Consider the following 14,897-nt stretch of genomic DNA (forward strand, 5'->3'; position numbering starts at 1 on the left):
GTCCCGGTCGACCTTCACGATGACGCCGTCGACGATGTCGCCGTCGTTGAAGTACTTGATCGTCTCGTCGATCGCGGCGAGGAAGGCTTCCTCGTTACCGATGTCGTTGACCGCAACCTGCGGGGTGGTGGCGGTGGTCTCGGTGCTGCTCGTCATGTGGGAAAGGGCTCCGGTACGGACATTGAGTCGTAGGTACTGCTTGCGCCGGGAGCCCGTTTCGCTCTGCAGAAGCCGGACAGCCAAGGAAGCGCCGAACCCGGTGACCCGGGGGCGCCTCGACAACCGAGGGGACATACATACAGATGCGAGCGCAGCCTGCTACGTCTGAGGAGCGCAGGCCCGCAGCGCAACTTGTAGCATACGGGGGCAGCCGGGCAGGGTCAATGCGCGAAGGCGCACACCCGGGGCGGATCGCCGCATACCCGGCACAAAACCTGTCACACGAGGCCACGCGGGCCCTGGGGCACCCCTGTCGTGACACCCCCGGCGGGTCGGACGGTGGGCCGCAGACTATTACGAGGGAGCCGATCATCCAAGAGCCCGAAGCGTTCGAACCGGAAGCAACTCGTCGCACCGCGGACGCCGCGGAGAGCTCGCGCGCGAACCGCGGCTGGTGGGACCGGAACGCGGACGAGTACCAGGTCGAACACGGCACGTTCCTCGGCGACGACCGGTTCGTATGGGGTCCCGAGGGCCTCGACGAGGTGGAGGCCGAGCTCCTCGGGCCGCCGGAGGAGCTCAAGGGCAAGGACGTCCTGGAGATCGGCGCCGGCGCTGCCCAGTGCTCGCGCTGGCTGGCCGGGCAGGGGGCGCGGCCCGTGGCCCTGGACCTCTCCCACCGCCAGCTCCAGCACGCGCTGCGCATAGGTGGCGCCGTGCCGCTGGTGGAGGCCGACGCGGGCGCCCTGCCCTTCGCGGACGGCTCCTTCGACCTGGCGTGCTCGGCCTACGGGGCGCTGCCCTTCGTCGCCGACCCGGTGCGGGTCCTGCGGGAGGTGCGCCGGGTGCTGCGGCCGGGCGGCCGCTTCGTCTTCTCCGTGACGCACCCGATCCGCTGGGCCTTCCCCGACGAACCCGGCCCGGAGGGGCTCAGCGTCTCCGCCTCGTACTTCGACCGCACTCCGTACGTGGAACAGGACGAGGAGGGACGCGCGGTGTACGTCGAGCACCACCGGACGATCGGGGACCGCGTCCGTGACGTCGTGGCCGGCGGCTTCCGGCTGGTCGACCTCGTCGAGCCGCAGTGGCCCGCCTGGAACACCCAGGAGTGGGGCGGCTGGTCACCGCTGCGCGGGAACCTCATCCCCGGCACGGCGATCTTCGTCTGCGAGCGCGACTGACACAGGCGGCGGCTGCCACCTGTGCCGCCGGTACGGCACGCGCACGTGGAGGCCGCCTCCACCCGCGTACGAGACTGGGGGCGTGATCCGCTACGACGCTCTGGACGCGCTGCCCGTGCGCGGCGCCCTGCCCGGCCTGGACGACGCCCTGGAGGGCCACGGCACCGCGGTGCTCGTCGCGCCGCCCGGCACCGGCAAGACGACCCTGGTGCCGCTCGTGCTCGCCGGTCTCCTGGACGACGGGCGGCCAGCGCGCCGGGTCGTCGTCGCGGAGCCGCGGCGGATCGCGGCCCGGGCCGCCGCGCGGCGCATGGCGTGGCTGCTCGGCGAGAAGGTCGGCGAGAGCGTCGGCTACACGGTGCGCGGGGAGCGCGTGGTCGGCCGTCACACGCGCGTGGAGGTCGTCACGACCGGTGTGCTGTTGCAGCGGCTCCAGCGGGACCAGGAGCTGGCGGACGTCGACGTGGTCGTGCTGGACGAGTGCCACGAGCGGCATCTGGACGCCGACACGGTGGCGGCCTTCCTGTGGGACGTCCGGGCCGCCCTGCGGCCGGAACTGCGGCTGGTGGCGGCCTCGGCGACGACGGACGCGCAGGGGTGGGCCCGGCTGCTGGGCGACGCGCCGGTGGTCGAGGCCGCGGGCGTGTCGTACCCGGTCGACGTGGTCTGGGCGCCGCCCGCCCGCCCCGTCCGCCCGCCGCACGGCATGCGGGTGGATCCTGCGCTCCTGACGCACGTGGCGTCGGTGGTGCGGCGGGCGCTGGCGGAGCGCGAGGGGGACGTCCTGTGTTTCCTCCCCGGGGTGGGGGAGATCGCGCGGGTCGCGGGACAGCTGGGGGACCCGACGGGCCGGGGCGACGTGGACGTGCTCCAGGTGCACGGGCGGGCGCCGGTCGCAGTGCAGGACGCCGTGCTCTCCCCGGGGGCGCGGCGGCGGGTGGTTCTCGCGACCTCGGTCGCCGAGTCCTCTCTCACGGTGCCCGGTGTGCGGGTGGTGGTCGACTCCGGGCTGGCGCGGGAGCCGCGTGTGGACCACGCGCGCGGGCTGAGCGCCCTGACGACCGTACGGGCCTCGCAGGCGGCCGGGCGGCAGCGGGCCGGACGGGCCGGACGTGAGGCTCCTGGAGCGGTGTACCGGTGCTGGACGGAGGCGGAGGACGGGCGGCTGGCCCGCTTCCCCGCACCGGAGATCAAGGTGGCGGACCTGACGGCGTTCGCCCTACAGGCAGCCTGCTGGGGCGACCCGGACGCGACGGGACTGGCTCTCCTGGACGCGCCGCCGGGCGGGGCGATGGCCGCGGCGCGCGCCGTGCTGTCGGCGGTGGGCGCGGTGGACGATTCGGGGCGGGCGACGGACCGGGGTGTCCGCATGTCCCGGCTCGGGCTGCACCCGCGGCTCGCCCGCGCCCTGCTGGACGCGGCGCCCGAGGTCGGCGCGGCCCGCGCCGCCGAGGTCGTCGCCCTGCTGAGCGAGGAGCCGCCGAGGGAGTACGGCGACGATCTCGCCGCGGCCTGGCGTGCCGCCCGGCGTGGCGGTGACGCCTACGCCGGACGGTGGCGGTCGGAGGCGAAGCGGCTGCGGACCATGTCGGCACCGGGGCCTTCGCAGCCGGGTACCACCCCGGAGGGGTCCTCCCGACCGCCGCGGGAGCTCGCCCCGGAGGGGGCCACTCGGCAGGCGCGGGAGCTCGCCCCGGAGGAGACCGCCCGGCGGGCGCCGGGGGCCGCCCAGGAGGGGTCCGCCCGGCCGTCGCCGGGGCTGTCGTCGTCCTCCGCCGCCGGGCGGGGCGGCGCGGCGCGGACCGGGGACGACCACGTCGCGGGCCTCGTCGCCGCCCTCGCCTTCCCCGAGCGCGTCGCTCGTTCGCACGGCGGTTCATATCTGATGGTGTCCGGGACCCGGGCCGAGCTGGGGGACGGCACGGGTCTGCGGGCCGCTCCCTGGCTCGCGGTCGCCGTGGCCGACCGGCCTGTGGGCGCCGGGCACGCGCGCGTGCGGCTCGGCGCCGTCATCGACGAGGAGACGGCCCGGCGGGCAGCGGCGCACCTGTACGCCGAGGGCGACGAGGTCGGCTGGGCCGACGGCGACGTCGTCGCGCGCCGGGTCGAGCGGCTCGGGGCGGTGGAACTGGCGGTACGTCCGGTCCGCGACGCCGGCTCCGGACTCGTACGCGAGGCGCTGGTGGAGGGGCTGCGCGCCGAGGGGTTCGGGCTGCTGCGGTGGACGCGGGACGCCGAGACGCTGCGGCAGCGTCTGGCCTTCCTGCACGCGCATCTGGGCGACCCCTGGCCCGACGTGTCCGACGAGGCCCTGCACGCGCGCGTGGACGAGTGGCTGGAGCCGGAGCTCGGCCAGGCGCGCCGGCGCGCCGATCTGGGGCGGATCGACGCGGGACAGCGCCTCACCCGGCTGCTTCCGTGGGCGAGCGGGGACGCCGCGCGACTGGACGCGCTCGCGCCGGAGCGCGTCGAGGTGCCCAGTGGGTCCGGAATCCGGATCGACTACACCGACCCTGAGCGTCCGGTCCTGGCGGTGAAGCTGCAGGAGATGTTCGGGCTGGCCGAGACGCCCCGGGTCGCCGGTGTGCCCCTGCTCGTGCACCTCCTCTCCCCCGCCGGACGTCCCGCCGCCGTCACGGCGGACCTCGCCTCCTTCTGGAAGGACGGCTACCGGGCGGTGCGGGCCGAGCTGCGCGGGCGGTATCCCAAGCACCCGTGGCCGGAGGACCCGGCGACGGCGGAGCCGACCCGGCACACGAACGCCCGGCTGCGCAGGACGTGACCGGTCAGGCGCCGACCGGCTCCGGTTCGGTGACCCCGGCGGGTTCCGGGTCCCCCGGCCGCCGGCTGCGGGCCTCCAGATAGAGGGACAGGGACAGCAGCCCGGCGCCGAGGACGAGGAAGCCCCACGGGAGGTAGGAGGTCATCAGGAGAACCAGGGTGCGGTTGGATTCGACCAGATCGACCGTGTACTCGATGTAGTCCTCGCGCATCTTCACGTGACCGGCGAACGCCGTCACCTTGTCGCGGTCGCCGAGCAGGGTGCCGCCGCGGAGCTCCTCCTTGTGGATCTCCTCGCCGTACACGGGCGCTCCGGTGACCGGTTCCACCCAGAACTTGCGGACCGTGGTGTACCAGCGGGTGGTGCCCGTCTTGGCGACCGACTCGGGGGTGATGCCCTCGACCGGCATGATCTTGGGGAACTTGACCTTGGTCCAGGGGATGGTCTGCTCGAAGTAGTAGACCTTGACGCCGCGGAAGGTCCGGGTGCCCTTGTAGTGGATGGGGGCCGAGGTCCGGGTCTGCGCGTCGAAGTACTCGTAGTCCCGCTTCTCCGTCTGGAAGGGCCACTTGAACTCGATGCCCTGGCGGGTGACGGGGTCGCCGTCGACGGATTCACCGGTGGCGTGGACGGGTTCCTGGCTGTGCGCGTCGAAGATGTAGCGCTCGGGCAGCTTGGAGACCATGTTTCCGTCGGGGCCCTGGACGTAGGAGAGGGAGTCCCAGACGACGACGTCGCGGCCCGCGGTCCTCTCGATCTTCTCGGACGCTTCGACGTTGCCCTTCAGGGTCTGCACGATGGTGACCTTGGGGACCTTCCTGGCCTTCATGGTGTCGTAGTCGAGGAGGGTCGCGTCCTTCGCCTCCAGGACCATGTCCTGGTACTGGCCGGCGGGGATCTTCGCCAGGCGCGGGAAGGCGTACCAGCGCAGCAGCGGGGACAGCGCCGTGAAGAACACGGCGAAGGCGAGCAGGATCAGGCTTGCCTTGCGGCGCATCTCGGCGTCCCTCCCTGGGTGTTGCGGACGGGCCGGCACGGGCCTCGTGGCCCGGAAGCGGGCCTCGGGCGCGGGCCGCGGGCTACGGGTGTGCGGGCACGGTCGTCAGCATCGGCTTCGGTGAGGTGCTGCCGGCCGGCGAGCCCATGGCGGTGATGGTCAGCACCAGGGCGAGGGCCACGGCGAGACCGGTCGCGGCGGCGATGAGGGCACGCATACGGGCCTCCCGGGACCATGAGCTGATACACCGTCAGGTCCGGCACCGTAGCAACGGCGGGGCGAGATGAGAACACGTCGCACACACACGGCGGCGCCCCTCCGGAGGAAACCGGAGGGGCGCCGTGGTGCAACGGGTCCTACGAGGCGGCCGCCGCCACCTTCAGCTCGACGGTCAGCGTCGCGCCGCCCGCGGTGTCGATGCGGAGCAGGAAGGTGCCGGTGGTGTCGTCCGCGTACAGCTTGGGGAGCTTGAGGACGCCGTCGGTGTCCGTGGTCAGGCCCGTGAGGGTGCGTACGGTCTTGCCGTCCGCGTCCTTGAAGTAGGGGCCCTTGTCGTTCACGGTGGCGTCGTCGGCCGACTTGACGAGGGTCGCGGTGGCCGCGACCTTGTCCGCGACGGCTCCCTTGTACGTGGCCTTCACCTCGACCTGCTCGGCGAACTCGCCGCCCGGCACGCAGGTGAGCGCGGCGTCGCCGGTGCGGGTGAGGGTGTCCGCCTGGCGCGCGGTGACGGTCGCCGTGTAGTCGAGGCCGGACATGACGCGGCCGACCACGGTGGCGCGGACCGTGAAGTCACCGGTCTTCTCGCCGGCCACCAGCGCAGGCGCGGTGGCCGTGCCCAGCTTGTCGGTGACCACCGTGGCGACCGTCTCTCCGCCGCTGAACGTGGCGTCCGTGGCGTCCCCGACGATGGTGAACCGCACCCGGACCTTCGCCACGGCCTTGCCGTCCTCGGTCTCGGTCCGCACGGCGACCTTCCGGTCGAAGGAGTCGCCCGCCATGGCGGTGAGCTTCCCGGTGCCCGCGTCCTCCAGGTGGTCCACCGTCTGGGTCGGCGTCGGGGTGGGCGTGGTCGGGGGCGGAGTGGTCGACGGCGGCGAGGTGGGCGGGGTCGGGCTCGACGTGCCGTCGCCCGGCTTCGGCTTGCCCGGCTTCCCCGGCTCGGCGGGCTTGGACGGCGGCGCCGGGGTGGCGGGCGGAGTCGGCGTCGGAAGGCTCCCGGAGCTGTCGTCGCTGTCGTGCGACGGCAGCGTGCCGGTGCCGTCCGGCACCTCGTGCGTGCCCTTGCGGTAGTACTCCAGCCAGGACAGGACGGTGTTGAGGTAGGCCGTCGAGTTGTTGTAGCTGAGGATCGACGCGTTCATCTGCGCCTGGACCGACATGTCGTGGTCGAAGCGGCACAGGTAGTGTCCGGCGGCGAGCGCCGCGTCGTAGATGTTGTTGGGGTCCTTCTTGCCGTCGGCGTTGCCGTCACGGCCCGCCCACTCCCAGGTGGACGGGATGAACTGCATCGGGCCGACCGCGCGGTCGTGCGTGCTGTCGCCGTCGTACGCGCCGTTGTCGGTGTCGCTGATGTTCGCGAAGCCGTTGCCGTTCAGGACCGGGCCGAGGATCGGCGAGTACGTGGTGCCGGAGGCGTCGACCCGGCCGCCGCGGGCCTGGCCCGACTCGACCTTGCCGATGGCGGCGAGCAGCTGCCAGGGCAGGTTGCAGCCGGGCTTGGACTCGCGCAGGGACGCCTCGGCCTTCTTGTAGGCGTCGAGGACGGTCGCGGGGATGCCCGCCTCGGCCTCGCCCCGGGGCGCCGGGGTGCCGACGGTCGGCGACGGGCTGGGGCTGTCCAGCGGCGGAAGGTCGGTGTAGTAGCGCGAGTTGCCGGTCGCGGTGTCGTCGTTGTCCGGGCTCGGCGTGGAATCGGAGCCGGTCGTCTGTCTGCCGCGGTTGTCGGTGGTCACTCCCGGGGCCTGGGACGCGGCCAGAGCCGCGACCGCGACCGCGGCCACAGCGGTGGTGGCCGCTCCCTTGCGCAGCCTCCTGCCGAAATGCGCCTGCGCCGACATCGAGTGAACCCCTCCCGTGGACGACCGCCCGTACACCTGTGGTCCGCTGTGCGGTTGTGCGTCTGTGCGGTTGTGCGTCTGTGCTGTGCGATTCTCTTGTATTCAGAGATTCTCTTGTGCTTGGCGGTTCCTCGTGGGCCGCTTCGCGCTTTTGCTCTGATGTTCGACCGTTCCCGTGCCCCCAGTACGGCAACCCAGGTGACCCTACGACAACTTCCGTCGCGCGGGCACCCGTTCGCGCCCGTTTTTCACCGGTTGGCCATGTCCCGCCGTCCCTCATACTGGGCGTCGGTGATCACCGTGCCGGGCATGCTCGGCCAACCCTAGCCGCAGGGGGACGACTTGCCCTTCACTCTCAGCCACGCGGCGGCGGTACTGCCGGGCGTGCGCGACGACGGGACGGGGCGCGGCAGGCTGGTCCCCGCCGTGCTGGTGGCCGGCTCGTTCGCTCCCGACATGACCTACTACGCGGCGAGTGTGCTGCCCGGGGCGATGGATTTCGGAACGTTCACGCACTCGTTGCCCGGTGTCCTCACCTTCGACGTGCTCGTCGCGTGGGCACTCGTGGCCGCCTGGCTGGTGCTCCGCGAGCCGCTGGTGGCGCTGCTGCCGGCCGCCGCGCAGGGGCGTCCGGCCCGGCTGCTGCGCTGCGGCACGGCCCGTACGCGTCCCCGGTGGTCGACGGCCCTGTGGTGGTACGTCTCCGCGGTGCTCGGCGGGCTGACCCATGTCGTGTGGGACGCGTTCACGCATCACGACCGGTGGGGCGTACGGCTCTTCCCCGTCCTGGGGCGGGACGTGGGCGGCTCGCCGGTGTTCTGGTACGCGCAGTACGGCAGTTCGGCCGTGGCGGCGGTCGTGCTCGTGGTCTTCGTGGTCGTCGCGCTGCGCCGGACGCCCCCCGGTGAGCCCGTGGGGGTGCCCGTGCTGTCCTCGTCCGACCGGTGGCTCGCCGCCGCCGTGCTCGGGTGCTGCGCGCTGCTGGGCGCGGCGCAGCGGGCGTCGCGCTGGTGGGCCTACTGGGGGTCCACCGCCAAGCCCTGGGAACTGATCCCGACGGTGTGCTTCGGCGGGGGTGCCGGGCTGGCGCTCGGCCTCACGCTGTACGCGGCCGGGATCAGGGTGTGGCGTCCTGCTCCGGGTCGTCCCGGCCCGGCAGCGGTTCGTACGGAACCGGGCCGTCCGGCTCCTGACCGATCACGCTCTGCGGGCTGAGTCCCTGGATGAGGCCGCGGCCCTGGTTGAGGCCGCGGTGCACGACCTGCGCGATGCGCCCGATGGTCGCGATCCGGCCGATGGTGCGGACCTGGTAGGGCGTCGTCGGGTTGTCGCGGGTCAGGACCACCATGCGGTAGGTGCGGTGGGTGCCCTTGAACGCGCCGACGCCGTGCACCCGCCACCCGTGCCGGGTCCTGAGCAGCGGGCCGTCCTCGGGGTGGGTCGCCGGCCGGCGCGCCGTGCCCGAGGGCAGGAGCCGCCCGTCGCCACGGATCCGGCCGATCGGCATCAGTCCGTGGGTGCGGGTCTTCAGGAAGGAACGGGCGTCGGTGAGGACACCCGGCAGCCGTGTCTCCGCGAGGCGCAGGACGGCCTCCATGAGCACGCCCCGGGCGCCGCTCACCTCGTCGCACTGCCGCTCGCTCGCGCGGGCGCAGCTCAGCCCGGTGTCGTCCTCGTGGACCGCCGCCGGGGCGGTGCCCGCGCGGGACGACAGCGCCGCCCAGGTGTCGCGGGACATCCGGGCGGCGCGTTCGGGGTCACGGGGCGTGCGGTACGTGGCGGGCACCTGGGCGGTACCGGCTCCCGCGGCGACAGCGGGCATCGGCGCGAGCAGCGCCGGGACGACGGCCGTGGCCGCACAGACGACGGCGGTGGCCATGACCGTACGGCGGTGGAGCATGCGTATACCCATGCCCGCATCCTTGCGGCCGCTCCGGCCCGGGGGCGTCTTTGCGGGGGCCACCCGGGTGACGACCCCGGAGCCGACGCGGTCCCGCGCCTGCCCCGCCGGGCCGGTCGCCACGGTGCCGGCCTTTCCGGCGGGCCATCCGGTACGGGCTCCCCGGCGGGGCCTGCCCGCGCCGGTCCGCCCGGCGGCACGCTCCTGCACCGGCCCGCCGGGCCGCGCCTGCCCCACGCCGGTCCTCCCGGCGGGATCTTCCAGCACCAGCCTTCGTCCCGGCAGGACGTTCCAGCACCGGCTCACCCAGCCGGGCCTGCTCCGTACCAGCCCTCCCGGTGGGACCACCCGCACCCGCTCTCCGGTGCTGGACCCACCGGGGACCACTCCCCCGGCGTTCACCGGCCTCGGGACGTCAGACCTCCCCCGGGGCGACCCCGAGGACAGGCTCCCAAGGGGCGGCGCCCCTCCCGGTGACCGGCCCCGAGGACCGGACCCCGAAGACCGGCTCGCCCGGAGACAGGGCCCCCGGGAGACAGCACCCCCGCCGGGGCCGGCGGCCGCCCGATGAGCGGAGCGCACCGCCGAAAACCAGATGTCCCCGCCGGAGCCCGGCGGGGACACCGAGGAACGGCTCTAGTGTGCTGCCGACTCCCAGTCCGTGCCGGTGCCGACGGACACGTCGAGGGGAGCCCGGAGTTGCACCGCCGACGCCATCTCGCGGCGCAGCAGTTCCTCGGTCCGCTCGCGCTCGCCCGGGGCGACCTCCAGGACGATTTCGTCGTGCACCTGGAGGAGCATTCGGGACTTCAGGTCCGCCTCGCGCAGCGCCCGGTCCACATTCAGCATGGCGATCTTGACGATGTCCGCCGCCGTGCCCTGGATCGGGGCGTTCAGCGCCATCCGCTCGGCCGCCTCGCGGCGCTGCCGGTTGTCGCTGTTGAGGTCCGGCAGGTAGCGGCGGCGGCCGAAGAGTGTCGCCGTGTACCCCGTCGCGCGCGCCTCGTCGACCACGCGGCGCAGATAGTCCCGCACCCCGCCGAAGCGCTCGAAGTAGGTGTCCATCAGCGCACGGGCCTCGCCCGCCTCGATGTTCAGCTGCTGCGAGAGGCCGAAGGCCGACAGCCCGTAGGCCAGGCCGTACGACATCGCCTTGATCTTGCGGCGCATCTCCGCGTCGACTCCGGACCGCTCCACGGAGAACACCTGGGAGGCGACGGTGGTGTGGAGGTCCTCGCCAGAGGTGAACGCCTCCAGCAGCCCCTCGTCCTCGGACAGGTGGGCCATCACGCGCAGTTCGATCTGGCTGTAGTCCGCGGTCATCAGGGACTCGAAGCCCTCGCCGACCACGAAGCCCCGGCGGATCGCGCGCCCCTCGTCCGTGCGGACCGGGATGTTCTGGAGGTTCGGGTCCGTGGAGGAGAGACGGCCCGTCGCCGCGACGGTCTGATTGAACGTGGTGTGGATGCGGCCGTCCGCCGCGACCGTCTTGATCAGACCCTCGACCGTCGAGCGCAGCTTCGCCTGTTCGCGATGGCGGAGCATGATCACGGGCAGTTCGTTGTCGGTCTGCGTCGCGAGCCACGCGAGGGCGTCCGCGTCCGTCGTGTAACCCGTCTTGGTCTTCTTGGTCTTCGGCAGGGCCAGCTCGCCGAAGAGCACTTCCTGGAGCTGCTTGGGCGAGCCGAGGTTGAACTCGTGCCCGGCGGCGGCGTGGGCCTCCTTCACCGCCTGCTGCACGGCGCCCGCGAACATCTGCTCCATGGCTTCGAGATGGGCCCTGTCCGCCGCGATGCCGAAGCGCTCCATGCGGGCGAGCAGCGCGGACGTGGGCAGCTCCATGTCGCGCAGCAGGTCGGTGGCGCCGACCTCCTCCAGCTTGCCCACGAACGTCTCGCCCAGGTCCAGAATCGTGCGGGCCTGTGCCATCAGTGCGTCGGCCTCGGCCCGGTCGTCGGTGCCGAAGGCGAGCTGCCCGTCGGCCGCGGCGGCGGGTCCGAGCTCCCGGCCCAGGTACTCGAGGGACAGCGCGTCCAGTGCGAACGAGCGGCGGCCGGGCTTGACCAGATAGGCGGCGAGCGCGGTGTCCATGGACACGCCCTCGATGCTCCAGCCGTGCTCGGCGAAGACCCTCATCGCGCCCTTGGCGTTGTGCATGATCTTGGGCTTGGCGAGGTCGGCGAGCCATGTCGCGAACGCGTTCTCGTCGGCCTCGTCCAGCTGGGAGGGGTCGAACCAGGCGGCGGCGCCGTCGCCGGCGGCGAGCGCGACCTCGGCCACCGAGCCGGTGCCCAGGCCCCACGAGTCGACGGTGGCCACGCCGAGGACCGCCGTGCCGTGCTCGGCGAGCCACGGCTTCAGCTCGCCCGCACCCAGCACCGTGCCGTCCACCTCGACGCCCTCGGCGACCGGCTGGGCCGTCTCGGCCTCCTCCGCCCCCGGGTCGACGGCGAGGAGCCGCTCGTGCAGCGAGGGGTTGCGGATCTCCAGGGTGTCCAGGACCATCGCGACGGCCTTGCGGTCGTACGCCGCGCGCTCCAGGTCGGGGACCGTGCGGGACAGCTCCACGTCCTTGACCATCTCGGTGAGGCGGCGGTTGAGCTTCACCGCTTCCAGGTGGTCGCGCAGGTTCTGTCCGGCCTTCCCCTTGACCTCGTCGACGCGCTCGACGAGGTCCGCGAACGAACCGAACTGGTTGATCCACTTCGCGGCGGTCTTCTCGCCGACGCCGGGGATGCCCGGCAGGTTGTCGGACGGGTCGCCGCGCAGGGCCGCGAAGTCGGGGTACTGGGCCGGCGTCAGCCCGTACTTCTCGACGACCTTCTCCGGGGTGAACCGGGTCAGTTCCGAGACACCCTTCGTCGGGTACAGCACGGTGGTGTGCTCGGAGACCAGCTGGAACGAGTCGCGGTCGCCGGTGACGATCAGCACCTCGAAGCCCTCGGCCTCGGCCCGGGTGGCGAGCGTGGCGATGATGTCGTCGGCTTCGAAGCCCTCGACCGCGAAGCGCTGGACGTGCATCGCGTCGAGCAGCTCTCCGATCAGCTCGACCTGCCCCTTGAACTCGTCCGGGGTCTTCGACCTGTTCGCCTTGTACTCGGTGAACTCCTCGGAGCGCCAGGTCTTGCGCGAGACGTCGAAGGCCACCGCGAAGTGCGTGGGCGCCTCGTCGCGCAGCGTGTTCGCCAGCATCGACGCGAAACCGTAGATTGCGTTCGTCGGCTGGCCGGTCGCGGTGGTGAAATTCTCCGCGGGCAGCGCGAAGAACGCGCGGTACGCCAGCGAGTGCCCGTCCATGAGCATCAGCCGCGGACGACCCGCACCCGCGGTTTTCTCGGTCTTCTTCGATGCTGTTTCTGCCACGCCCCCGATCCTGCCACGCCCCACTGACATCGAGAGCCCTCCCGGCCCGGTACGAGCGCCCGCGGTGCCGGACACCGCGGGCCCGGCGGGGGCCCCGCCGGCACGACATGCGAGGATTTCGGCCGGGGTACGAGGTGTCGTACAGCCGACTGTGCACGTGAAGGGGTGGGCGATGGCCAGCAAGCCTCCGAAGAGCGATCCGGTCCAGGACGCACCGCAGGTCGCCGAGCCGAAGCACGCGGCCGCCGGGCTGCCCGCGATCGGGCACACCCTGCGCGTCGCGCAGCAGCAGATGGGGGTGCGGCGTACCGCGCTCACCCTCCTCAGGGTCAACCAGAAGGACGGCTTCGACTGTCCGGGCTGCGCGTGGCCCGAGCCCGAACACCGGCACACGGCGGAGTTCTGCGAGAACGGCGCGAAGGCGGTCGCCGAGGAGGCCACGCTCCGCCGGGTCACCCCCGACTTCTTCGCCGCGCACCCCGTGGCCGATCTCGCGACCCGCAGCGGCTACTGGCTGGGCCAGCAGGGCCGCCTCACCCACCCCATGTATCTGGCGGACGGCGCCGACCGGTACGAACCGGTGACCTGGGAGCGGGCCTTCGACATCGTCGCCGAGGAGATCACCGCGCTCGGCTCCCCCGACGAGGCCGTCTTCTACACCTCCGGGCGCACCAGCAACGAGGCCGCGTTCCTGTATCAGCTGTTCGCCCGTGAGCTGGGCACGAACAACCTGCCGGACTGCTCGAACATGTGCCACGAGTCGTCGGGGTCCGCTCTCTCCGAGACCATAGGCATCGGCAAGGGCAGTGTCCTGCTCGACGACCTGCACAAGGCGGACCTGATCATCGTCGCCGGGCAGAACCCCGGCACGAACCACCCCCGGATGCTCTCGGCGCTGGAGAAGGCCAAGGCGAACGGCGCGAAGATCATCACGGTCAACCCGCTGCCCGAGGCGGGCCTGGGGCGCTTCAAGAACCCGCAGACCCCCCAGGGCATGCTCAAGGGCGCGGCGCTCACCGACCTGTTCCTGCAGATCCGCCTCGGCGGCGACCAGGCGTTGTTCCGCCTGCTGAACAAGCTGATCCTGGAGACGGACGGTGCCGTCGACGAGGAGTTCGTCCGGGAACACACGCACGGGTACGAGGAGTTCGCCGCGGCCGCCGGCGGCGCGGACTGGGACGAGACGCTCGCGGCGACCGGCCTGACCCGTGAGCGGATCGACGAGGCCCTGCGCATGGTTCTCGCCTCGCGGCGCACCATCGTGTGCTGGGCGATGGGTCTCACCCAGCACAAGCACTCGGTCCCCACCATTCGTGAGGTCGTCAACTTCCTGCTGCTGCGCGGCAACATAGGCCGCCCCGGCGCGGGTGTCTGCCCGGTGCGCGGCCACTCGAACGTGCAGGGCGACCGCACGATGGGCATCTTCGAGCGGCCCGCCCCCGCCTTCCTGGACGCCCTGGAGAAGGAGTTCGGGTTCGCGCCGCCGCGCGAGCACGGTTTCGACGTCGTACGCGCCATCCGGGCCCTGCGGGACGGCGAGGCGAAGGTGTTCTTCGCGATGGGCGGCAACTTCGTCGCGGCCTCCCCCGACACGGACGTGACGGAGGCGGCGATGCGCCGTGCCCGGCTGACGGTGCACGTGTCGACGAAACTGAACCGTTCGCACGTGGTCACGGGCGCGCGTGCGCTGATCCTGCCCACTCTGGGCCGTACGGAACGCGATCTCCAGGGCGGCGGCGAGCAGTTCGTGACCGTCGAGGACTCCATGGGCATGGTGCACGCCTCGCGCGGCCGGCTGGATCCGGCGAGCCCGCGGCTGCTGTCGGAACCCGCCATCGTGTGCCGGCTGGCCCGCCGGGTGCTGGGCGAGCGCAGCGCCACCCCCTGGGAGGAGTTCGAGAAGGACTACGCGACGATCCGCGACCGCATCGCGCGTGTCGTCCCCGGTTTCGAGGACTTCAACGCCCGCGTGGCGCACCCCGGGGGTTTCACCCTCCCGCACGCCCCGCGCGACGAGCGCCGCTTCCCGACCGCCACCGGCAAGGCCAACTTCACGGCCGCGCCCGTCGAGTACCCGGAGATCCCCGAGGGCCGTCTGCTTCTCCAGACCCTGCGCTCGCACGATCAGTACAACACGACCATCTACGGCCTGGACGACCGGTATCGGGGCATAAAGAACGGCCGTCGCGTGGTGCTGGTGAACCCCGAGGACGCCCGGGAGCTGAAGCTCGCCGACGGTTCGTACGTGGATCTCGTCGGCGAGTGGAAGGACGGCGAGCGGCGCGCGCCCGGCTTCCGCGTCGTGCACTATCCGACCGCGCGGGGCTGCGCGGCGGCGTACTACCCGGAGACCAACGTCCTCGTCCCGCTGGACGCCACCGCGGACACCAGCAACACCCCTGCCAGCAAGTCCGTCGTCGTCCGTCTGGAACAATCGGCAACCGACTGAGCGTTT

General features: G+C 72.5%; 9 protein-coding genes and 1 pseudogene. 4 read left to right on the forward strand and 6 right to left on the reverse strand.

Features of this window, described 5'->3' with window-relative positions; translation table 11 throughout:
- Positions 1-156: pseudogene (rpsA, locus tag ACZ4IF_RS00005) on the reverse strand (30S ribosomal protein S1); the annotation flags it as partial.
- Between the two features lie 227 nt (positions 157-383).
- Between rpsA and ACZ4IF_RS00010 the strand changes: the two are divergent.
- Positions 384-1,340 carry a methyltransferase domain-containing protein gene (locus tag ACZ4IF_RS00010; RefSeq protein ID WP_467558109.1) on the forward strand — a complete coding sequence of 319 codons (957 nt, stop codon included), beginning with the start codon at positions 384-386 and terminating at the stop codon, positions 1,338-1,340.
- 82 nt (positions 1,341-1,422) lie between these two features.
- Positions 1,423-4,122 carry an ATP-dependent RNA helicase gene (locus ACZ4IF_RS00015; RefSeq protein WP_467558111.1) on the forward strand — a complete coding sequence of 900 codons (2,700 nt, stop codon included), beginning with the start codon at positions 1,423-1,425 and terminating at the stop codon, positions 4,120-4,122.
- A 4-nt stretch (positions 4,123-4,126) separates the two neighbouring features.
- On the opposite strand, the gene pgfA is transcribed toward ACZ4IF_RS00015, so the two are convergent.
- The 3 genes from pgfA to ACZ4IF_RS00030 form a co-directional block, all read right to left on the reverse strand.
- Positions 4,127-5,119 (reverse strand): cell envelope lipid trafficking protein PgfA, encoded by a 993-nt coding sequence (pgfA, locus tag ACZ4IF_RS00020; protein WP_467558113.1) that lies wholly within the window; start codon positions 5,117-5,119, stop codon positions 4,127-4,129.
- An 82-nt stretch (positions 5,120-5,201) separates the two neighbouring features.
- Positions 5,202-5,336 (reverse strand): SPW_0924 family protein, encoded by a 135-nt coding sequence (locus ACZ4IF_RS00025; RefSeq protein WP_345643982.1) that lies wholly within the window; start codon positions 5,334-5,336, stop codon positions 5,202-5,204.
- 139 nt (positions 5,337-5,475) lie between these two features.
- On the reverse strand, positions 5,476-7,179 hold the full coding sequence (locus ACZ4IF_RS00030) for a lytic transglycosylase domain-containing protein (RefSeq protein ID WP_467558115.1): 1,704 nt from the start codon (positions 7,177-7,179) through the stop codon (positions 5,476-5,478).
- Positions 7,180-7,521: 342 nt separating this feature from the next.
- Here ACZ4IF_RS00030 and ACZ4IF_RS00035 point away from each other — a divergent pair, with 342 nt between their 5' ends.
- Positions 7,522-8,394, forward strand: a complete 873-nt coding sequence (locus ACZ4IF_RS00035) for a DUF4184 family protein (protein ID WP_467558117.1) — start codon at positions 7,522-7,524, stop codon at positions 8,392-8,394.
- On the opposite strand, the gene ACZ4IF_RS00040 is transcribed toward ACZ4IF_RS00035, so the two are convergent.
- Together ACZ4IF_RS00040 and polA are read right to left on the reverse strand one after the other, a co-directional pair.
- The gene (locus ACZ4IF_RS00040) at positions 8,297-9,091 is read right to left on the reverse strand and encodes a hypothetical protein (protein ID WP_467558119.1); all 795 of its coding nucleotides are present in this window, start codon (positions 9,089-9,091) and stop codon (positions 8,297-8,299) included. The genes ACZ4IF_RS00035 and ACZ4IF_RS00040 overlap by 98 nt on opposite strands.
- 624 nt (positions 9,092-9,715) lie before the next feature.
- Entirely contained in the window at positions 9,716-12,442 is a 2,727-nt protein-coding gene (gene polA, locus ACZ4IF_RS00045; protein ID WP_467558121.1) for a DNA polymerase I, read from the reverse strand.
- Between the two features lie 172 nt (positions 12,443-12,614).
- On the opposite strand from polA, the gene ACZ4IF_RS00050 reads away from it, so the two are divergent.
- Complete coding sequence (locus ACZ4IF_RS00050; RefSeq protein ID WP_467558123.1) at positions 12,615-14,891, forward strand: FdhF/YdeP family oxidoreductase; 2,277 nt, start codon at positions 12,615-12,617, stop codon at positions 14,889-14,891.
- The last annotated feature ends 6 nt before the right edge of the window (positions 14,892-14,897 follow it).

Source organism: Streptomyces sp. NPDC025784 (assembly GCF_055558435.1).